Annotated in this window: 20 protein-coding genes; 10 read left to right on the top strand and 10 right to left on the bottom strand. The window is 63.8% G+C overall.

Going from position 1 to position 19,635, the window contains the following annotated elements; translation table 11 throughout:
* Nucleotides 1–4: 4 nt before the first annotated feature.
* From RBB31_RS02980 to RBB31_RS02960, 5 genes are all read right to left on the bottom strand, one after another.
* On the bottom strand, nucleotides 5–3,109 hold the full coding sequence (locus tag RBB31_RS02980; RefSeq protein ID WP_306127764.1) for a formate dehydrogenase subunit alpha: 3,105 nt from the start codon (nucleotides 3,107–3,109) through the stop codon (nucleotides 5–7).
* A gap of 112 nt (nucleotides 3,110–3,221) precedes the next feature.
* Nucleotides 3,222–3,410: a ubiquinol-cytochrome c reductase iron-sulfur subunit N-terminal domain-containing protein gene (locus RBB31_RS02975; protein WP_057795128.1), complete on the bottom strand. Its 189-nt coding sequence runs from the start codon at nucleotides 3,408–3,410 to the stop codon at nucleotides 3,222–3,224.
* 41 nt (nucleotides 3,411–3,451) lie between these two features.
* Nucleotides 3,452–4,069: a molecular chaperone gene (locus RBB31_RS02970; protein WP_306127763.1), complete on the bottom strand. Its 618-nt coding sequence runs from the start codon at nucleotides 4,067–4,069 to the stop codon at nucleotides 3,452–3,454.
* A gap of 17 nt (nucleotides 4,070–4,086) precedes the next feature.
* A complete protein-coding gene (locus RBB31_RS02965) occupies nucleotides 4,087–4,719 on the bottom strand; it encodes a DUF3306 domain-containing protein (RefSeq protein ID WP_306127762.1) in 633 nt (210 codons plus the stop codon).
* Nucleotides 4,716–5,282, bottom strand: coding sequence for a DUF3305 domain-containing protein (locus RBB31_RS02960; protein ID WP_306127761.1), 567 nt, complete (start codon nucleotides 5,280–5,282; stop codon nucleotides 4,716–4,718). Before RBB31_RS02960 ends, RBB31_RS02965 begins: the two co-directional genes overlap by 4 nt.
* A gap of 142 nt (nucleotides 5,283–5,424) precedes the next feature.
* Here RBB31_RS02960 and RBB31_RS02955 point away from each other — a divergent pair, with 142 nt between their 5' ends.
* The gene (locus tag RBB31_RS02955; RefSeq protein WP_306127760.1) at nucleotides 5,425–5,646 is read left to right on the top strand and encodes a hypothetical protein; all 222 of its coding nucleotides are present in this window, start codon (nucleotides 5,425–5,427) and stop codon (nucleotides 5,644–5,646) included.
* The gene (locus RBB31_RS02950; protein WP_306127759.1) at nucleotides 5,639–7,597 is read left to right on the top strand and encodes a 4Fe-4S binding protein; all 1,959 of its coding nucleotides are present in this window, start codon (nucleotides 5,639–5,641) and stop codon (nucleotides 7,595–7,597) included. The genes RBB31_RS02955 and RBB31_RS02950 overlap by 8 nt, the downstream gene beginning before the upstream one ends.
* Here RBB31_RS02950 and RBB31_RS02945 read toward each other — a convergent pair.
* The gene (locus tag RBB31_RS02945; RefSeq protein WP_306127758.1) at nucleotides 7,591–8,343 is read right to left on the bottom strand and encodes a hypothetical protein; all 753 of its coding nucleotides are present in this window, start codon (nucleotides 8,341–8,343) and stop codon (nucleotides 7,591–7,593) included. The genes RBB31_RS02950 and RBB31_RS02945 overlap by 7 nt on opposite strands.
* 72 nt (nucleotides 8,344–8,415) lie before the next feature.
* Here RBB31_RS02945 and RBB31_RS02940 point away from each other — a divergent pair, with 72 nt between their 5' ends.
* The 4 genes from RBB31_RS02940 to RBB31_RS02925 are packed head-to-tail and all read left to right on the top strand — an operon-like array spanning nucleotide 8,416 to nucleotide 10,860.
* Entirely contained in the window at nucleotides 8,416–8,607 is a 192-nt protein-coding gene (locus tag RBB31_RS02940) for a DUF6494 family protein (RefSeq protein ID WP_306127757.1), read from the top strand.
* 2 nt (nucleotides 8,608–8,609) lie between these two features.
* Complete coding sequence (apbC, locus tag RBB31_RS02935) at nucleotides 8,610–9,677, top strand: iron-sulfur cluster carrier protein ApbC (protein WP_306127756.1); 1,068 nt, start codon at nucleotides 8,610–8,612, stop codon at nucleotides 9,675–9,677.
* Nucleotides 9,674–10,384 (top strand): biotin/lipoate--protein ligase family protein, encoded by a 711-nt coding sequence (locus RBB31_RS02930; RefSeq protein WP_306127755.1) that lies wholly within the window; start codon nucleotides 9,674–9,676, stop codon nucleotides 10,382–10,384. Before apbC ends, RBB31_RS02930 begins: the two co-directional genes overlap by 4 nt.
* The gene (locus tag RBB31_RS02925; RefSeq protein ID WP_306127754.1) at nucleotides 10,381–10,860 is read left to right on the top strand and encodes a DUF6505 family protein; all 480 of its coding nucleotides are present in this window, start codon (nucleotides 10,381–10,383) and stop codon (nucleotides 10,858–10,860) included. The genes RBB31_RS02930 and RBB31_RS02925 overlap by 4 nt, the downstream gene beginning before the upstream one ends.
* Before the next feature lie 162 nt (nucleotides 10,861–11,022).
* On the opposite strand, the gene RBB31_RS02920 is transcribed toward RBB31_RS02925, so the two are convergent.
* Complete coding sequence (locus RBB31_RS02920; protein ID WP_306127753.1) at nucleotides 11,023–12,453, bottom strand: FAD-binding oxidoreductase; 1,431 nt, start codon at nucleotides 12,451–12,453, stop codon at nucleotides 11,023–11,025.
* A 31-nt stretch (nucleotides 12,454–12,484) separates the two neighbouring features.
* Entirely contained in the window at nucleotides 12,485–14,449 is a 1,965-nt protein-coding gene (locus RBB31_RS02915; RefSeq protein WP_306127752.1) for an AsmA family protein, read from the bottom strand.
* 101 nt (nucleotides 14,450–14,550) lie between these two features.
* Between RBB31_RS02915 and rimO the strand changes: the two genes are divergently transcribed.
* The 4 genes from rimO to RBB31_RS02895 all read left to right on the top strand — a co-directional run bounded on the left by rimO (nucleotide 14,551) and on the right by RBB31_RS02895 (nucleotide 18,796).
* The gene (gene rimO / locus RBB31_RS02910) at nucleotides 14,551–15,939 is read left to right on the top strand and encodes a 30S ribosomal protein S12 methylthiotransferase RimO (protein ID WP_306127751.1); all 1,389 of its coding nucleotides are present in this window, start codon (nucleotides 14,551–14,553) and stop codon (nucleotides 15,937–15,939) included.
* Nucleotides 15,936–17,294 (top strand): biosynthetic peptidoglycan transglycosylase, encoded by a 1,359-nt coding sequence (locus RBB31_RS02905; protein ID WP_306127750.1) that lies wholly within the window; start codon nucleotides 15,936–15,938, stop codon nucleotides 17,292–17,294. Before rimO ends, RBB31_RS02905 begins: the two co-directional genes overlap by 4 nt.
* 171 nt (nucleotides 17,295–17,465) lie before the next feature.
* On the top strand, nucleotides 17,466–17,972 hold the full coding sequence (locus tag RBB31_RS02900) for a hypothetical protein (RefSeq protein ID WP_306127749.1): 507 nt from the start codon (nucleotides 17,466–17,468) through the stop codon (nucleotides 17,970–17,972).
* Between the two features lie 125 nt (nucleotides 17,973–18,097).
* Nucleotides 18,098–18,796, top strand: coding sequence for a hemolysin III family protein (locus tag RBB31_RS02895; protein ID WP_306127748.1), 699 nt, complete (start codon nucleotides 18,098–18,100; stop codon nucleotides 18,794–18,796).
* 94 nt (nucleotides 18,797–18,890) lie between these two features.
* Here the strand turns inward: RBB31_RS02895 and RBB31_RS02890 are convergent, their stop codons facing one another.
* Entirely contained in the window at nucleotides 18,891–19,157 is a 267-nt protein-coding gene (locus RBB31_RS02890) for a DUF6455 family protein (RefSeq protein ID WP_306127747.1), read from the bottom strand.
* Between the two features lie 115 nt (nucleotides 19,158–19,272).
* On the bottom strand, nucleotides 19,273–19,632 hold the full coding sequence (locus RBB31_RS02885) for a YigZ family protein (RefSeq protein WP_306127746.1): 360 nt from the start codon (nucleotides 19,630–19,632) through the stop codon (nucleotides 19,273–19,275).
* Nucleotides 19,633–19,635: the final 3 nt, after the last annotated feature.

Raw genomic sequence — 19,635 nt, 5'->3', positions numbered from 1 at the left:
CTCCTTATGCTGCTGAGATCTTGCAGAGAGTCGCCTTCGTCTCCTGCATCTGGGTTACGGAGTCGTAGCCATATGTCTGGGCGGTGTTGGTGGATTCACCCAGAACATAGGGATCGGCACCATCGGGATACTTGCTCCGCTGGTCCTCCCCCTGGAAGTGACCGCCGAAGTGGAACGGCATGAAGGCAACGCCTTCGCCCACCCGGTTTGTCACCATGGCCATGACCTTGACCTTGCCGCCCTCGGGCCCTTCGACCCAGACCTGCTCGCCATCCCGCACACCAAGGTTGTTGGCGTCGCGCGGGTTGATCTCCACGAACATGTCCTGCTGCAGTTCGGCCAGCCACGGGTTCGACCGCGTCTCGTCACCGCCGCCCTCGTACTCGACCAGACGACCGGATGTCAGGACAATCGGGAAGTCCTTCGAAAAATCGTTCTTCTGGATCGAGGCATAAAGCGTCGGCAGGCGGTACGCATGCCGGTCCTCGTAGGTCGGATAGTCCGCGACCAGGTCGCGCCGCGAGGTGTAAAGCGGCTCGCGGTGCAGCGGCACCGGGTCGGGGAAGGTCCACACCACGGCACGGGCCTTGGCGTTGCCGAACGGCGCACAGCCATGCTTGATCGCGACCCGCTGGATACCGCCCGACAGGTCGGTCTTCCAGTTGACGGCCGAGACCTTCTCGTTGAAGTCGGATGGGAACGGCGACATCGCCTGCTCGCCCACTTCTTCGTCGGCCCCCTGCTCGCCATTGGGCTGCGCCAGGTTCTGGGCCTCGGCGGTGTCCTGCACCTCCTCGGTCTGGCCGCCTTCGGTCGCGTTCTGCGCTTCCTCGCCGTCGTCCTGGTTGCCCACCGACGCGTCTTCGTCGATGCCCTCGACACCGGCCACCCGGCCCATGACGCGCTTTTCTTCCTCGGTCAGGTCACTGTCCCAACCCAGGTCGACAAGCATCTGATAGGTGAACTCGGGGTACCCGTCCTGGATCTCCGATCCGACGCTGTAGACGCCTTCGGCCAGCAGGTTGTCACCGTCCCGCTCCACGCCGAAACGCGCGCGGAAGGTCAAGCCACCCTCGGCCACCGGCTTGGACATGTCATAGAGGTTCGGCGTACCGGGGTGCTTCATCTCCGGCGTGCCCCAGCTTGGCCACGGTAGACCGTAATAGTCTCCGTCAGCCGGACCGCCATTCGCCTTCAGCGTGGTACGGTCGAACGTGTGCTGGTTCTCCATGTGCATCTTCAGCCGTTCCGGGCTTTGACCCGTGTAGCCGATCGTCCACATGCCGCGGTTGATCTCGCGCAGCGTGTCCTCGATGTTCGGCGTCACGCCGTCATCCTCGATGCCGATATTGCGGAACATCCGGTCGTGGAAACCGAACTTCTGCGCGAACAGACCGATGATCTCATGGTCCGACTTCGACTCGAACAGCGGATCGACGACCTTTTCCCGCCACTGCAGCGACCGGTTGGACGCGGTGACCGAGCCATAGGTCTCGAACTGCGTACAGGCCGGCAGCAGGTAGACGCCATCGGTCCGGTCATGCAGCACGGCCGAAACGGTCGGATACGGGTCGACCACGACCAGCATGTCCAGCTGCTCCATCGCCGTCTTCATTTCCGTCATCCGGGTCTGGCTGTTCGGCGCGTGACCCCACAGGACCATGGCACGCACCTTGTTGGGGTTGTCCATGTTCTCGGGATCTTCAAGCACACCGTCGATCCAGCGGCTGACGGGGATGCCCGACAGGTTCTGCAGGCTGGTGTCCTTGCCATCCTTGGTCTTGGTCGTGACGAAACGTCCGCCCAGCCATTCGGGGTCTTCGCCCCAGACACGGGCCCAGTGGCCCCATGCCCCCGCCGACAGGCCGTAGTAGCCCGGCAGCGTGTGGCTCAGAACACCAAGGTCCGTCGCGCCCTGCACGTTGTCGTGCCCGCGGAAGATGTTGGTGCCGCCGCCCGACGTGCCCATGTTGCCAAGGGCCAGCTGCAGGATGCAGTAGGCGCGGGTGTTGTTGTTGCCGTTGGTATGCTGGGTGCCGCCCATGCACCAGATCACGGTGCCGGGACGGTTGTTGGCCAGCGTCCGTGCAACCCGCTCAAGCTGGCTGCCGGGTGTGCCGGTCACACGTTCCACTTCCTCGGGCGTCCACTTGGACACTTCGTCCTTGATCTGGTCCATCCCCCAGACACGGGTGCGGATGAACTCCTTGTCCTCCCAGCCGTTCTCGAAGATGTGCCACAGGATGCCCCAGACCAGCGCCACGTCCGTGCCCGGGCGGAACCGCACATACTCGTCCGCGTGGGCGGCCGTGCGCGTGAAGCGCGGGTCGCACACGATCAGCGGTGCGTTGTTCTGTTCCTTGGCCTTCAGCACGTGCAGCAGGCTGACGGGGTGTGCTTCCGCCGGGTTGCCGCCGATGATGAAGATCGCCTGGGAATTGTGGATGTCGTTGTAGCTGTTGGTCATCGCACCGTAGCCCCAGGTGTTGGCAACACCTGCAACGGTCGTCGAGTGACAGATACGGGCCTGGTGGTCCACGTTGTTCGTGCCCCAGTAGGCGGCGAACTTGCGGAACAGGTAGGCCTGTTCGTTGTTATGCTTGGCAGAGCCCAGCCAATAGACGCTGTCCGGGCCACTTTCTTCCCGGATGTTCATCATGCCGTCGCCGATCTCGTTGATCGCCTGTTCCCAGCTGATGCGCTTCCACTCGCCACCCTCTTTCTTCATCGGGTATTTCAGGCGGCGCTCGCCATGGGCGTGCTCGCGCACCGATGCGCCCTTGGCGCAGTGGGCGCCCAGGTTGAACGGGCTGTCCCAGCCGGGCTCCTGGCCCACCCAGACGCCGTCGCTCACCTCGGCCACGACCGTGCAGCCGACCGAGCAGTGCGTGCAAACCGATTTCACCGTGTTGACAGCCGCGTTAGCGGCGGCCGCCGCGTTGGCCCGAGTGACAGTGCCCCCCGTTGCCCCAATCGCGGCCAGGCCACCGATGGCCAGGCCAGAGCCGCGCAGGAACGCGCGGCGGTCGATGGTCTTTCCCCCGACCTCAGACAGGATACTTGTCCGCTGGGGGCGTCGCGCAACCCCGTTGGTCTTTTTCCTAAGCATGTTTCTCTCTCCTCCCGAGCTCTCCCGATCGGGATTGCTGGGTACTAAGGTTATCCACCGACAGTCGGGCGTCCCGCAACCAGTCGCCGGCAGGTCAAGTGATCACGTCCGGTCAGAACCGGGCGCTATCGAAGTATGCGCGCGTGTGCGCGGTGTCCTGCATCTTGTCCGATGACAGGTCCGGTTCCGCCGCTTCGGCGGTGCCGGTGCTGGCTGCCGTTGCGACCGCGACCGCGGGCGCGCCTGCGGCGGCCATCTTCAGAAAATCGCGCCGGCTGTTGCCTTGCGTTTTCTCGCTCATGAGAGTCCTCCTCTCTGGTGATGACAGGTCGCCCTGCCGGTTCATGCGGATCCCTCCGCGCTCATCCGGAAACCTTCCGCCTCGATATCCATGAACACCCGGCCGACAGCGCCGACCGAGGCATAGAGAACCGAGTTCTTCGCAGCCTCCAAATCCGTGAAAAAGTGCCCGGCCCAGGGGCCGATATGCGTATTGAAGAACGTCTTCTGATTGGCCAGCGTCGCGGGCTTGCCGAACCGCCCGGTGATCAGCCCGCCCATCATCTCCATCAGCGACGCTATGTTGTCCTCGGGCTCATAGACGTTCTGCGCCCGGGTCATGCCCCGCGCCGCCATGTCGCGCCGCAGGCTCGCCAGCGGCTTCTCGTTCAGGAATCCGGTCAGGTAATAGCTGGCATAGGGCAAAAGCTCGCCGCGCCCCAGGCCAATGAACAGCGCGTTGAACTCGCGTTCGACCGCCTGCGGCTTAGTGTGCCTGGCGATGCGCGACAGGGCCGCTATCGCGACGCCAAGGTCGGTCTCATTGTCGCCCGACAGCCCGGCGGTCTGCGCCAGCAGCGCCTCGGACGGGGGCCCGGCCAGCAGCACGCCCAGAAAATCGTAAAGATCGGCACGCAGCCGGTCTTCCTCGGCAATCTGGGACCGGATGTCTGTCGTCATGACCGCCTCCTGGTTGCTCATGTCGTGCTCTCGCTTGCATCGTCGAAGGTGAAGTGCATCCGCCGGCGCGGCGGCGGTGCCCATGTGTCCGCCTCTGCCGCGGCAGGCTCGTAAGTGTAGCTGTAGGCCGGCTCGACCTCGGCCATCTCGACCGTTTCTTCGGTATCGACTTCGGGCTCCGGCGCGCCGGCTTCGTCTTCGGCCTCACCCTCGGCATCGCGCTCGGCCATGGCCGTCAGGGCCTCCGCCTCGCGGGCCAGTTTCTGCACATGGGTCAACATGCCCTTGCCCACCTGATAGGCGGTCTGCATGTTCTCGATGACCATCGCCTTGTCGGTGAAATCCTCGCCGTAATCCAGCAGCCCATCCAGGTTGGCCAATGCCGGGTTCGTGCCCCACAGCCGCCGCAGCGCCCAGCGGCGAATGCGGTCCGGCACCGCCTCGGCCATGAAAGCGCTGAAATCGTCGCCCTTGTTCATTGTTTCGGGATCGGGCAGGCCCAGCAGTTCTAGCACCTCGGCGTCGCTTTTCTCCTCAAGCGTTGCACGCGCCTCGGCCCGCTTCGCCTCTTCGCGCGCCTCGACCTCGGCGGCATCCTCCGCCGCCACCCGCGCCTTGCGGCGCGACCAGAAATCTTCGCGTGCGCTCATTGCATCCGCCCTTTCCGCCGCAGCGTGGGCGAGCGGTAGATGTCGCGTTGCTGAACGATCCGCGGGTCGCCGATACCGTCCACATGCGCATCCACCTTCACCCGGTCGCGCCGGCGTTTCTTGAATTCCTCTTCGGTGTGGTAGGTCTCGGCAAAGTCCCGGACCCAGGCGATCAGCCCCTCGGGCATCGGGATCTTCTCGACGATGTCCTCGCCATTATCTTCGTAATCCTGCGCCTCGTAGGGCGAGGCGGTCACCAGCACCGCCTCCAACGGGCACTTGCCGCCCCCCTCGCGAAAGACCGCGTAGACCGACGGCACCTGCGCCGACAGGCCATGCAGATAGCTTTCGGTCTCCGCCCCGTGCAGTTCCAGCGTCATCGTCGCGGCGTGGTATTCGGTGACATCGCCCTCTTCGCGCAGCACCCGCCACGCGGCAGGACCGGCCCCGGGCAGAACCGCCACGGCCTTCCACGCCCACGCAGCCCAGCGCGTCACGCCCGGCGTACGGCGCATGACGATCCCCAAAGGCATAGTGGCGTACATGTCCGGATTGTGGATCATGTGTGGCTGGTATCCTCCCGTCACTTCACCTTGTGCCAACTGTCGCGGCGTCTCAAAGGAAAAAAGCATGCAATCGTGGACAGATCGCAAATCTGGACATTTTGGGCAGTGATGACGCTGATTTCTCAAGGGCGCGGACAGAATGACCGTACAAGAAAAATGCTCAGGTTTCCTGCTTGCAACGGCGACGGGAAGGGCAGAAGAATCGCAGGCCAAGCAGCCGTCATTCCTGACCCTTGTTGTCGGAAAAGGGGGCGCAAGGCCCGTGCAGATTTATGAGGAGAGATCTGCATTGCAATCCATCAGCTCGTCGCGCCGGACCAAGGCGCGACCGCCAGTGAAAGCCGGGGCAAACCATGACTAAGCAACTGATTCTGTGCAATTGTGCGGGCTCTCAAGCGCTCGATAAGGACGCGCTCGAGGCTGCGACCGGCCTCACCTGCAGCGTGGTTCATTCCGGCCTCTGCACCACCCAGACCGACACCACCGCCCAGGCCATCGCATCGGGTGACGCCATCCTGTGCTGTCGGCAGGAACAACGTCTGTTCGCGGAACTCGCCGCCGAGATGGACCTGCCCGAGCCACCTGTCACCGACCTGCGCGATCGGGCCGGATGGTCCGACGACCCCGCCGGCAAACTGCCCAAAATGGCCGCCCTCCTGGCCGAGGCCACGCTGGACGTGCCGTCGGGCAAATCGCTCGACATCATGTCCGAGGGTCTGTGCCTTGTCATCGGCGCCTCGGGCGCCGCCCTGCCCGCCGCAGACAAGCTCAAGGACATCCTCGGTGTGACCGTCCTTCTGACCGACGACGCCGACGCCCCCGACCCCGCGGGCTTCGACGTGATCCGCGGCAAGCTGAAGCGCGCCACCGGCGCATTGGGCGGCTTTTCGGTCCAGATCGACGCGTTGCAACAGGTCGACCCGTCAGGCAGGGGCGCCCTGACATGGTCCGCCCGGCGTGACGGCGCCCGCACCGAATGCGACATCATCCTCGACCTGACCGGCGGCACGCCGCTCTTCCCCGCCCCACAAAAACGCGAAGGCTACCTGCGCGCCGATCCCGGCAGCATACCGGCTGTGGCCGACGCGATCCTGAACGCCAGCCAGCTGATCGGCACCTTCGAGAAACCGCTCTACGTCGCGGTCCAACCCCTGCTTTGCGCCCATTCCCGCGCGCAGCAGGTAGGGTGCACCAACTGCCTCGACGTCTGCCCCACCGGCGCGATTTCCCCGGCAGGCGAGCATGTCACCGTCGACCCGATGATCTGCGCGGGCTGCGGCGCGTGTTCGGCGCTCTGCCCCTCCGGCGCCATCTCCTACGACGCGCCCGCGCCCGCCACGCTCTTCCGCCGCATCCAGACGCTGGCCTCGACCTACCGCAAGGCCGGCGGCACCGCCCCGCGCCTGCTGGTCTGCGACGACAGCCACGGCCAGCAGATGATCAGCCTCGCCGCCCGCTATTCGCGCGGCCTGCCCGCCGACGTGATCCCGCTGGAAGTGCCCGCGCTCTCGGGCTTCGGCCATGCCGAGATGCTGGCCGCGCTGGCATCTGGGTTCACAGACGTGACGATCCTGCTGTCGCCCACCACCGAACGCGACGCGCTCGACCGCGAGGTCCCGCTGGCCCGCGCCATCGCCGGGGAGGGCCGCATCGCCCTGCTTGACGTGGCCGAGCCCGACGCACTCTGCGACGCGCTCTACACCGACGACGCCCGCCCCGATCCGGTGGCCGAGCCCGTCCTGCCCATGGGCAGCCGCCGGCAGGTCGCGCGCCTTGCCGCCAAGGCCCTGCATGGCGACGACACCATCCTGCCCCTGCCCGACGACGCGCCCTATGGCGCCGTTCTGGTCGACACGGACGCCTGCACGCTCTGCCTTTCCTGCGTCTCGCTCTGCCCATCCGGCGCGCTCGTCGAAAACCCCGACAAGCCCGAGCTGCGCTTCCAGGAAGACGCCTGCCTGCAATGCGGCCTCTGCGCCAACATCTGCCCCGAGGACGCCATCGCCTACGAACCGCGTCTCAACCTGCGCGACGAGGCGATGGGCCAGGTCGTACTCAATGAGGAAGAACCGGCCGAATGCATCGAATGCGGCGTGCCCTTCGGCGTGAAATCCACGATCGACCGGATCACCGAGAAGCTCGCCGGCAAGCACTCCATGTTCGGCTCGGATTCGGCGGCACGGCTCATCCAGATGTGCGACGACTGCCGGGTGAAGGCGCAGTTCCACTCAAAGGACAATCCCTTCGCGGGCGGCGAGCGCCCGCAGGTCCGCACCACCGACGACTATTTCTCGAAACGCAGGGATCATTGATGCTCGATCGGTGCCCCGAGGTCGGCGGGCTCCACGCCGGACACGTAGGCCAGGATGGCCTGCAAGTCGTCTATCGTGATCTCCATGGGGGCGATCGGCGATGGGCGGTTGATGGGGAACGGCTCGGTCACGTCCTCGATCTGGGTAAACGCCGGGTGCGGGTTCAGGATATAGAAGGTCTGGAAACGCCGGTCCCAGTCCGCCATCGCCCGCAGCACGGCGAAACTGGGGGTCGAAGCCATGGCATTCATACGCGTGGCCTCGCTCACCGCGTGACACCGCGCACAATGGGTTACCGACAGATCATGCCCAAGGCCCGCATCACCGTCGAAACTGACCTCGGCCACCTCGGCCTCTTCCTCCTTGGGCAGACCGAACGGTGCCGCGCCCTCGACCTCATAGCTTGTTACCGTCCGTTGGCCGATCTCGGAGGTCAGCCAATCTGCAAACGCGATCGCGCCCTCGTGGCTGGGCGTATTGATCTGCATCCGCCACTTCGTGTGCGGTCCGTCGAATACGCGCGGCCCTTCGGCATCGGGGGCCAGCAAGATATCGGCACCCTCGTCCAGGTCCACAACGTCGACCCGGATCCCCGTCTTCAGCGAGAATCGCGGCAACACGTAGTCCAGAAGCCCGCTTTCGGTCAGCGGTGGCGGCGCCCCAAGGCGAAAATCCTCCGCCGCACGCCCTTCTGAGGTGGACATCCCGAGACAGACCACCACAATCACGCCGATAAGGGTTAACATTTGCCCGCGCATGGCCCAAGCCTAGGAAGCACGCGGGCCACGCGTCAACACTCTTGGAAAAAGGAGAGTAAAATGAGCGACGATTTCAACATGTCCATGCGCAAGTTCCTTAAGCAGGTCGGCGTCACCTCGCAGCAGGCCATCGAGGACGCCATGCGCAACACCGAGGGCACCGAGGGCAAGACGTTCGAGGCCAAGGTCGTGCTGACCGTGGACGGTCTCGATGTCGAACACGTGGTCACCGGCACGATCAAGGGCGGTTGAACGTGACGGCAACAAGGGAAAGCGTGCTCGCCGCGCTGAAAAACGTGAAAGACCCAGGTACGGGCGACGACATCGTGTCGGCGGGCGTGACCCGTGGCCTCAATGTCGAGGGCGGCACCGTCCGCTTCGTGCTCGAAATCGACCCCGCGAAGTCAAAAGCCTACGAGCCCGTGCTGGCCGAGGCGCAGGAAGCCGTGCGCGGCGTGGAGGGCGTGACCGACGTGTCCGCGGTGCTGACCGCGCATTCCGCCAAGGCGCCGCCGGACCTCCAGACGAAACGCAAACCCGCGGAACCGCAGGGCCCGCAACGCGTGCCCGGCGTCGACCACATCATCGCCATCGCCTCCGGCAAGGGCGGCGTGGGCAAATCCACCGTGTCGGCCAACCTCGCTTGTGCGCTGGCCGCCGAAGGCCGCCGCGTGGGCCTCTTGGATGCCGATGTCTATGGACCCTCGCAACCCCGGATGCTGGGCGTCTCCGGCCGGCCGGCCTCGCCCGATGGCAAGACGATCCTGCCGATGCGCAACCACGGCGTCACCATGATGTCGTTGGGCCTGATGACCAACGAGGACCAGGCCGTGGTCTGGCGCGGCCCGATGCTGATGGGAGCCCTGCAACAGATGCTGATGCAGGTGCAATGGGGCGCGCTCGATGTTCTGATCGTCGACCTGCCGCCCGGCACCGGCGACGTGCAGATGACACTGGCGCAAAAGGCGCACGTGGACGGTGCGATCATCGTCTCCACCCCACAGGACGTTGCCCTTCTCGACGCCCGCAAGGGGATAGACATGTTCAACCAGCTCAAGGTGCCGACCCTCGGGATGATCGAGAACATGTCCACGCATATCTGCTCCAACTGCGGGCACGAGGAACATGTCTTCGGCCATGGCGGCGTCGCCGCCGAAGCGCGGAAGATGGGCGTGCCCCTGCTGGCCGAGGTGCCCTTGCATATCGACATCCGCATGGCCTCTGACGGCGGCGCGCCCATCGTGGTGTCCAAGCCCGACGCGCCACAGTCGCAGGCCTTCCGCGACATCGCACGGGCGCTGGTGGCACAGGGCGTGGCATGACGCGCGACCCGGCCTTCCCGCCCCTGATGCAGGGCCACGCCGTGGACGCGGGCATCGACCCGTTCGAGAAGGCCTGCGCAATGGCGGCCCTTGGCTGCGACGCCGGCACCATCGTGCACAACGTGGGCGCCAACCGGTTTGCCGCGGCGCTGATCATGGCCCCCGAGGTGCCGCTGGAACAGGCCATGGCCATGTTGCCCACCAGCGGCGTCGGTTTTCAGAACGCGCTCGGGGCCATCGCCCCGCCCGAGGTGGCGGTGCATCTGGAATGGACAGGCGGCCTGCGTGTCAACGGCGCTTCCTGCGGCCGCCTGCGCACGATGGCCGGCACGACCGATCCCGCCGCCATGCCCGGCTGGCTGGTGGTTGGGCTGGAATTGCCGTTGATGCTGACAGACGCCGTGCCGGGCGACGCCCCCGACCGCACCGCTCTTTACGAGGAAGGCTGCGCCGACGTGGACCCTGTCGCCCTGCTGGAAGGCTGGGCACGCCATACGCTGGTCTGGATCACCCGCTGGGAAGACGATGGCCCCCGCGCCTTGCATGCCGAATGGCGCGGCCTCGCGCACGGCATCGGCGAAGACATCACCATCGACGGCCAGACAGGCACCTTCATGGGCGTTGACGAAAATTTCGGAATGCTGTTGCGGACGGGCGGCGAGACCCGACTCATCCCGCTCAGCACCGTGCTGGAGGCAGAAACATGAAACTCGCCCGCGCCATCCACTTCGACGAGAGCGACACCCGCGTATATCCCTCGCCCGCCCGCACCGGCGAATGGTGTATCTCGGGCGGATTCGAGTTTTCCAACTGGTCCGAGGCCGACCTCAGCGGCAAACAGCGCCAGGCGTTCTCCAACGGCTGGCTCGGGCTAGAAACCTTCGGCCGCGTGACATTTGTTGCGGTCACGCAGATCGAAGAGCCCGAACGCGCCGCCCTGACCGACGCGCTGGCACGGCACTATGTGTCGGTCTACGGCGCACCTGATATCGACGCCGCCCGCCCCGTGGCCGCCGACGAGATCGCCCAGATGATCGAGATGTGCGAAGACCACGACCCCAACACGCTCCTGACCGTTGCGCGAGAGCTGACCGAGGCCGGCGTGCGCGAAACCTACCGCGCCATCGCCGCACAGGATGCCGGGCTGGAACAGTTCGCCATCCACGGCAGCCTCGACGAGTGATCCGGCAGAGCGCCTACGGCGCAACCGATATCTCGTCGTCCTGACGTCCTCCTCGGGGAAGCGTTGCATCGTGACGCACTGAACCTTGCGGCAGTACCTGTCGAACCGTGGCTTTTGAGTATTGAAGCAAAAGCGGCCCGGCTTTCACTGTTCCAAAAATACTCACTGTCGATCCGATGAAGCCTTTAGGATCGCGCCGGGATTCATGATGCCTTCGGGATCCAACGCCCCCTTGATCGCGCGCATCGCCGCAAGCTTTGCCGGATCGCCATAGCGTTGCAGATCGTCGACCTTCAGCCGTCCGATCCCATGCTCGGCCGACACCGATCCGTCCATCTCGTGCACCAGGTCATGCACCAGCCACTTGATGGCGTCGCGTTGGCCCGTATAGCCGTCGCGCGTCTCACCCTTGGGCGGAAACACGTTGTAATGCAGGTTCCCGTCGCCCAGATGCCCGAAGCAGTTGATCCGGAACGGACCCAACTCCTTCAGCGCCGCGTTGCCGGTCTCGATGAAGCCCGCCACGGCGCTCAGCGGCAGGGAGATATCATGACTGCTGATCGAACCGACCAGCCTGTTCGCCTCGGGGATCGTCTCACGAACCTCCCAGAAGTCACGCCGCTGTGCCTCCGATTGCGCGATCATGCCGTCGCTCACCAGCCCGGCCTCCGCCGCCTCGACGAACAGCGCCTCGAGCGCCTCTGCCGGATCAAGACCCTTGGCCAGCCCGATATCGATCAACACGAACCATTCGGGCGGATCGGTGAAAGGCAGCCGCATGTCCGGCATGGTCTCTGCCAGAAAATCCAGTCCCGCGCGATGCATCAACTCGAACGCCGACACCCCCTCGCCCATGTGGTCGCGCGCCATCGACAAAAGGCTCAGCGCCGCCTCGGGGCTCTCCACAAACATCAGCGCCGTGCCTTCTCCGGCGGGCTTGGAAAACAGTTTCAGCGCCGCGGCGGTGATCACGCCCAGCGTGCCTTCGGACCCGATCAGCAGGTTGCGCAAGTCATAGCCGGTGTTGTCCTTCCTCAGCCGCTTCAGCCCGTGCCAGATCGTCCCGTCCGGCAGCACCGCCTCCAGCCCCAGGCACAGGTCCCGCGCATTGCCATAGCGCAGCACGTTCACCCCGCCCGCGTTGGTGGCAAGGTTGCCGCCGATCCGCGCGCTGCCCTTGGCGGCCAGCGACAGCGGAAACAGCCGGTCCACCGCCTCCGCCTCGGCATGGATGTCCTGAAGGATGGCGCCCGCCTCGACCACCATCACGTTTTCCTCGGGCCAGACCCCGCGCACGGCCCGCATCCGCTCCAGGCTCAGCAGCACCGGCACCGGCCCCTCGGGCGACAACTGCCCGCCGACCAACCCGGTGCCGCCGCCATAGGGCACCACCGGCACACACGCCTCGGCACAGGTACGCACCACGGCCGCGACCTCCTCGGTGCTGGCGGGGGCGACCAGCACGCCCGCCCGCCCCTGCCAACGCCCGCGCGGCTCTTCCAGGTAGGCCGGCATCACATCTCGGAACGCCGCCATTGGCAGCACGCCGCGCAGGCGCTCTAGGAAATCTGGGGTTACCGGGTTGAGTGTCATGTGTCGTACCTTTGTCGCGCCATCGACGCCATCAATCGAACAGCTTCAGCAGGCCGCGCTCCAGTTCCTTCTCCAGCGCGTCCTTCGCCGCATCCTCCAGCGACTGGCCTTCCTGCCGCTCGATGCCCAGCTGTTTCTCGACCTCGCGCTCGATCTCCTGCCGGGCCTGGCGTTCCAGCTCCTTTTTCTCTTCCTCGAAGTTCAGGTCGATCGCCGCTTCCAGGTCCGGCGTGATCTTCGGATTGGCCCACGGCCCCCGGATTTTCACCGGAATCGCCAGCCCGTCGCGGCTTCCGCCGTCCAGCAGGCGCGGCGTGAAGAGGTAATCGATGTCCCGCGCCCCCAGCCCCACGCGCCCCTCGCCCACCGCACTCGCCTGCGGCAGTTTCAGCGTCAGGTCGTCGTTGAACAGGTTGCCGTCTTCCATCGTGAAAGTGGCAGAAAGCGTATCGAAAACCGTCGTGCCCCCGGTGCCGCTGCCCGACCGCATCAGCCGGTCCAGATCGAAACCCGCGATCACGCCGCGCCCGGTCTTGAACGCGCCACCGCCGCTCAGCGAATTCATGATCGCATGCACGCTTTCACCGACGCCGAGGAAATCCACCTCGCCATCGGCCTTCGCCTCGAAGCGCGAGATCTCCATCGCGTCGTCCAGAAATGTCTTCAGGTATATACCCGTGGCGATCATGTCGCCCCCCACCGACAGGCCGGAACGGTTGTTCATCACGAACTGCCCGGTGATCAGCCCGTCATAGGCGCGCACCTCGCGCAGCTCGAATACCAGCCTCGAACGATCCAGCGTGGCCAGGGTACGCGTCGTGCCAAGACTGAAATTCCCAAGGTCGATGCTGTCGGCCACCAGCGCGAATTCCCCGTTCACCGCCTCCAGTCCGGACGCGTTGATCGGCGCTTTCGACCAGCCGTCGCTGACCGCACCACCGCGGCCGCGCTCGCTCTCGCTCTCTGTCTCGCCACTTTCGGCGCTCAGTCCAGACAGGTCCAGCGCGCCGGCGTTCAGCTGCACGTTCAACCGCGGCCGGTCCTCGCCCAGATCGACATCCGCCGCGCCCGTCAGGCGGTTGCCATCCAGCCCCAGCGCCGCATTGCGCAGCGACAGCCGGTCGTCCTTGAAGATCACGTCCGTTTCCAGCGTCGCGGCGCGGCCCAGCCCCTCTGGGATATCCATCGGCCCCTGCCCGATCAGGGCCATGAATTCCGACGTGTTTTGCAGGTCCGCACTCAGCCGGCCCGCCAGTTCCGGCGCCGATCCCGCGCGTCCGGCAAAACTGGCCGCGCCCGCCTTGGTGGAAATCTGGGCCTGCACGTCCGAGACGCCGCCATCAATGAAATGCCCCACGCGGTCCAGCGTGCCGGCAATCTGCACAACCTCGCCACCGGGGCGCAGGGTCAGGTCGAAATCCGCGGCACCCTCGTAATCCGGCCAGCGCAGGTCGAAATCCACGCCCGACTGACGCACCGTGGTTCCGTCGACCTCGTCGATGTAAACCAGCGACGCATTCTCGATCAGCGCCCGGTCCAACGTCAGTGCCAGCCGGTTCGACCGCGCCGGTGCACCGCCGCTCTCACCCTGTCCGGACGGCGCCACCCCTTCGACGTTCAACTCCCAGTTGACCCGGCCGTCCTTGGCCCGGCGCAAGTTGATCTGCGGTCCCACGGCCTCCAGCCCGGTAATGCGGATATCACCGCCGAACAGCGCTTGCGGCTCCACTCCGATCTTCAGGCTCTCCGCCTGGAACATCGGCGCATCCCCGGCCCAGTCGGCATTGGCGACCGTGACGGCACCGGTGCTGACGCCAAGGATGGGCCAAAAGCTGATGGTGGTCTCGCCGCTCATCGTCACCTGGCGGCCGGTCATCCGGCTCAACTGGTCCGCCGCGATACCCGCGATCCGCTCGCCGGGCAGGAAAAATACCGCCGCGACGACCAGCACCGCCGACACCAGCACGATCATGAAAATGCGAATGAGCCACCGCATCCTGCGCTCCAACGTTTTCTTTTCAGACTAGGCGCAGGCCTTGCGCCCAACAACAGCTTTTCCGCTTTATCGGGGGGGCCTGGGGGACTATATCGCGCGGCATGAGCACCAACCCACCCGATCTGCGCCCCGACCTCGCGCGCGCCCGCGTCACCGAGACGCCCCGCAAGGGCCAGCCCGTGATCGGCATGGTGTCTCTGGGCTGCCCCAAGGCGCTGGTCGACAGCGAGCGCATCCTGACGCGCCTGCGGGCCGAGGGCTATGGCATCTCGCCCGACTATTCCGGCGCCGACGCGGTGATCGTGAACACCTGCGGCTTTCTCGACAGTGCCAAGGCCGAAAGCCTCGACGCCATCGGCGAGGCACTTGCCGAGAACGGCCGCGTCATCGTCACAGGCTGCCTCGGCGCCGAACCCGAATACATCACAGGCACCCACCCCCGCGTTCTGGCCGTCACCGGCCCGCACCAATACGAACAGGTGCTCGACGCGGTCCACACCGCCGTGCCTCCTGCTCCAGATCCCTTCATCGACCTTCTGCCAGAGGCGGGCGTCAAGCTGACGCCGCGCCACTATAGTTACCTCAAGATTTCAGAGGGCTGTAACCACAAGTGCAAGTTCTGCATCATCCCCGACATGCGCGGCCGCCTCGCCTCGCGCCCCGGCCACGCAATTCTGCGCGAGGCCGAAAAGCTGGTCGAGAGCGGCGTGCGGGAACTTCTGGTTATCTCCCAGGATACAAGCGCTTACGGGCTGGACCGAAAGTATGACGTGAACCCGTGGAAGGATGGCGACCTGCGCAGCCATGTCGTCGATCTGTCCAGGGCACTCGGAGAACTCGGCGCGTGGGTCCGGCTGCATTACGTCTACCCCTACCCCCATGTGCGCGAGCTCATCCCGCTCATGGCCGACCCCGACAGCGGCGTGCTGCCCTATCTCGACATCCCGTTCCAACACGCTCATCCAGACGTTCTGAAACGCATGGCCCGCCCCGCCGCCGGGGCGAAAACCCTCGATGAAATCGTCGCTTGGCGCGCGATCTGCCCCGACCTGACCCTGCGCTCGACCTTCATCGTCGGATATCCCGGCGAAACCGAGGCCGAATTCCAGACCCTGCTCGACTGGCTCGACGAGGCACAGCTCGACCGCGTTGGCTGCTTCAAATACGAGAATGTCGAGGGCGCGCGGTCCAACGACCTGCCCGACCATGTGCCCGAAGAAGTCAAGCAAGACCGCTGGGATCGCTTCATGGAAAAGGCACAGTCCATTTCTGTGGATAAGCTGGCCGCCAAGGTCGGATCCGTGCAAGAGGTGATCGTCGACGATATCGACGAAGACGGCATCGCCACCTGCCGCACCAAGGCCGACGCGCCCGAAATCGACGGCTGTCTCTTCATCGACGAGAACACCGAGGGCCTGACCGTGGGCGAGATCGTCACGGTCGAGGTGGACGAGGCCGGGGAGTATGACCTGTGGGGTCAGATCAAATGAGCGACCAGATCGAGCGCTATTTCCCTCAACACAAGCTTACAACTGAAATTGGTTTAGCTGAGTATAACTTTGCAGTCCAAATGCTTGCGTCTGTAGACAGAGCAGTGACGTGGACAACAAGTGTTCTCACGACAATAGCGACTCTTCTTGGGTTCGGATCTTTCAAAATAAGCGAATTGGCAGGCGGTATATCGAACAGCGGCGTCGAAGCCGATGATATAAGAGCTTTTTTCCTAGTAGTAATTTTGATTTTCTCTTGGTTCGCAATTGTCCACTTGGCAAATTTGAGAAAGTCACAAACATTCTCTGAAAGAAAGATCATAGTGCTCCGAAGAATGCTCGGCGTTAGCTATGGGACAAACACGTTGGTTTTACCGAACTGGCGCATAGAGGGAGCGGATGACCCATTTTCGATACACCTAAGACCAACGCTTTTCTCTTACAGGTCGATGCCGGTACTATTTATTATTTTGGCATCGCTAGTCAGTATTTTCCTGCTTGGGCCGTCGGTCATGGATATGACACGAGTGGCCATCAACCTGCCGCACTTGTCTATTAGTTACCTTTGGGTCACGTTCGCGACTTGGATATTACTATGTCTTTTAACATATTATCAGCAGCTGAATGAGGCTAACGAGAATTGGCGGCTATGGTTCGCAAGATTTTTGGCCGCTTTTTCGCGAGTGCCGTTGGTCAAGAATTTTGAGCAGACAATTTATCATATCAAACTGGCAAAGGCGGAAATCGAGCGACTCAAGACCGATTTATCTTCAACGCGGCGGATCGCTATTGCCGTTGAAGATAAAGGCTTCTTTGAACATAGCGGAATAAGCTGGCGAGGTCTGATGAGAGCTTTTTGGCAGTTTCTTTGGCGAGGAAAGAGGTCTGGAGGCAGTTCGATTACTCAACAGTTTTGCCGTTCCAACTTTATTACCAGATTGCGGCCAACTATCCGAAGAAAGCTTGTCGAAATGGCATTGGCTAAATGGATAGAGTCCGTATGGGACAAGAACGAAATATTGGATGCTTACTTAGCCAGCGTTCGCTTTGAAGCTGGGGTCTACGGCGTGCATAATGCATACAGGCACTTCTTTAACGACAAAGCGAACGCGATATCCAACTGGGAAGCTTTCATTCTTGTAGAAAGACTCGCGAACACGCGAAGATACTTTCTTGGTCATCGTGTCCAGGCCCTTTTGATACAGCTGATTGAAGAAAACATTTTATCTTTGGATGATGCGCGATCGGCTTTAGGTTACTATGAAGGGTTTATTGAGCATCATTTTCTTCTCAGAGAAGGTGAACTTGAGCCCGACGAGGTTCGATCAAACCTGAGTTCGCGTTTTGGTGGGTAAAGCTTCGGTATTACCCCAGCTCTAACACCCCCGTGAAATTCTGAAATATTTCAACACTCACAGATATTTACACCAATCCGTGCGCTCACGGTCCTGTCAGTTGATTGTCATATCGGTCCGCCGCAGCTTGGCCGCACCAACGCAACCCACACCTGACAAGGACCCCCGACCATGACCTCCCTCACCACCGATCCCGCCCGCACCCTTCCCGCCATGTCCCTCGATACGGCGCTGCTCATCCTGCTGTCCGGCGCCGCCGGCACCGTGGCCTTCGACATCTTCGGCCAGGCGCTTTCACCGATTCTCGGCTTTGCCAACCTTGCTCCCGTCGGCCTCGCCCGCAGCCTGCTGGGCTCGCTGGGCCTGCCCAACGCCGCGCCTTACGGCCACCTCATGCACCTCTTCTTCGTCGGCCTTCTCGCCTATCCCATCGGCTGGCTCTTCATTGCGCGCCCAGTCATGAAGCGCATCACCCCCGGCCTGCACTGGCTGCCCGCCTCGGCCATTTACGGCGTCGCGCTGTGGGTCTTCGCCATTGGCGGCATCACCAGCATCGCCGGCCTTCCGTTCTTCCTGAACTTCACCGGCATCACCTGGGTGGCGCTGGTGGGCCATGTGATCTACGCAATTGCCGCAGCGTCAACCGTTGTCTATCTCGAGCGGCTTCAAAACCGCTAAGCCCTTGTAAAGGCGACGAACAGGGGCCCGGCCGGGCCTTTGTTTCCAATTTGGTTACGGTCTTGTCACATAATTTTTGAACGAACATCCCTAAAACTGAAACATAATCGAGACATCTCAATGTCATGATCGACATGAAACCACAGAACGCCCAAAGGACAGAGGACCGCGATATGTCCTATCCAAGCTACACACGCGCCGAACGGATCGCCGATGCCGCCGTGCATGTGCTCGGGGTCGGCAGCGCCTTTGTCGCGGTCGCGTTCCTGATCTTCGCCAATGCCGGTCAGCTGAGCCCGGGGGCGATGACGGCGGCCGTCGTCTACGGAATTGCCATGATCCTGATGCTCAGCGCCTCGGCGGCCTATCACCTGGCCGCGCACACGTCCTTGCGCCCACTTTTGCGCCGGATCGACCACGCCGCCATCTACGTCAAGATCGCGGGCACGATCACGCCGCTCGCGGTGCTGCTGAACACGCCCTTCGCCTATACCGTGCTGACGCTGGTGTGGTTCCTCGCGCTCTCGGGTGCGGTACGCAAGCTGCTGGCCGCGCGCGGAAAAATGAGCACGCACTGGCTTCCGCAGGTGGCGCTCGGCTGGCTGGGTCTGATCATCATCGTCCCGCTCTGGCCGTCGCTGCCGGCCAACAGCCTGACGCTGATCTTCGCGGGCGGAATAATCTATTCCGGCGCGGTGGTGTTCTACTGCTGGGACACGCTGAAATTCAGCAACGCCATCTGGCACGCCTGCGTGCTGATCGCCACGGCCTGCTGTTTCTTCGGCATCTTCGGCGCCATGGCTCATACGATTGCTGCGCTCTAAGCCGGTCCGGCCCCTGTCGGCCTTTTCACAGCAAAGATGGTTCGGAAACGGCCCCGCACGTCCCACACGATCACTTCGGCTCACCAGGCCTTTTTCAGATCCGCCGCCCTGCCTTCAGCGCAGCGAAGACCTCGCCGTTGCGGCACTCGATCGGCGTCGCGTCCACCGGAGCGACCTGGGCGGCCATCCACGCCTCGCACCCGTCGGGATCGCTGCACCCCGTACAACGCAGAACCGAATCGCACAGCGTTTCCGGGTCCAGTTGCCCGGCATAGACCGCATCTTCCAGGTCCAGGCCCAAGGTGCGGGCCATACGGTGCACCAGTTCGGTGTGGCGTCTGATCGTCTTCGTCTGCGGCATCGCGGCTCTCCTGTCGATCGGCGCAGCCTGCCGGCCCGGCCTCATTGCCGCGCGCCGGTGGGGCACCTCTGCCGCCGACACTGGCGCAGCCGGACCAAAGACGCCTTGATCTGCATCAAGAGGCCTCCAGCGCCTCCAAGTAGGCACTGACGCAGTCCTGCACGTGCCGAAACCGGTCACCGCCCAGATGCTTGCCGCCGAACCAGCGCGTGACCACGATCACGTGTTCGCGCAAATCCGCGCGTTCCAGCATCCGCACGATCACCATGCCCGCTCCGGCCTCTCCGTCGTCCGACTTCAGCGCGGTGCCCTCGGCATCCAGCATCGCCCAGGTGTTGTGCGTGGCCTTGGCGAATTTCTTGTCGCGTTTCAATTCCTTGAGCAAGGCATCCACCGCCGCGCGGTCCCGGGCCGCGCCGCCCGACACGGCGTATTTCGACCCCCGGTCGGAAATCACGCCGGTCAGTTGCAGCATGTC

This window comes from Roseovarius sp. MMSF_3350, from assembly GCF_030733425.1.
Classification (GTDB): domain Bacteria; phylum Pseudomonadota; class Alphaproteobacteria; order Rhodobacterales; family Rhodobacteraceae; genus Roseovarius.
The sequence above is the reverse complement of the archived record's forward strand: the minus strand, read 5'-3'. Positions and strand labels throughout refer to the sequence as shown.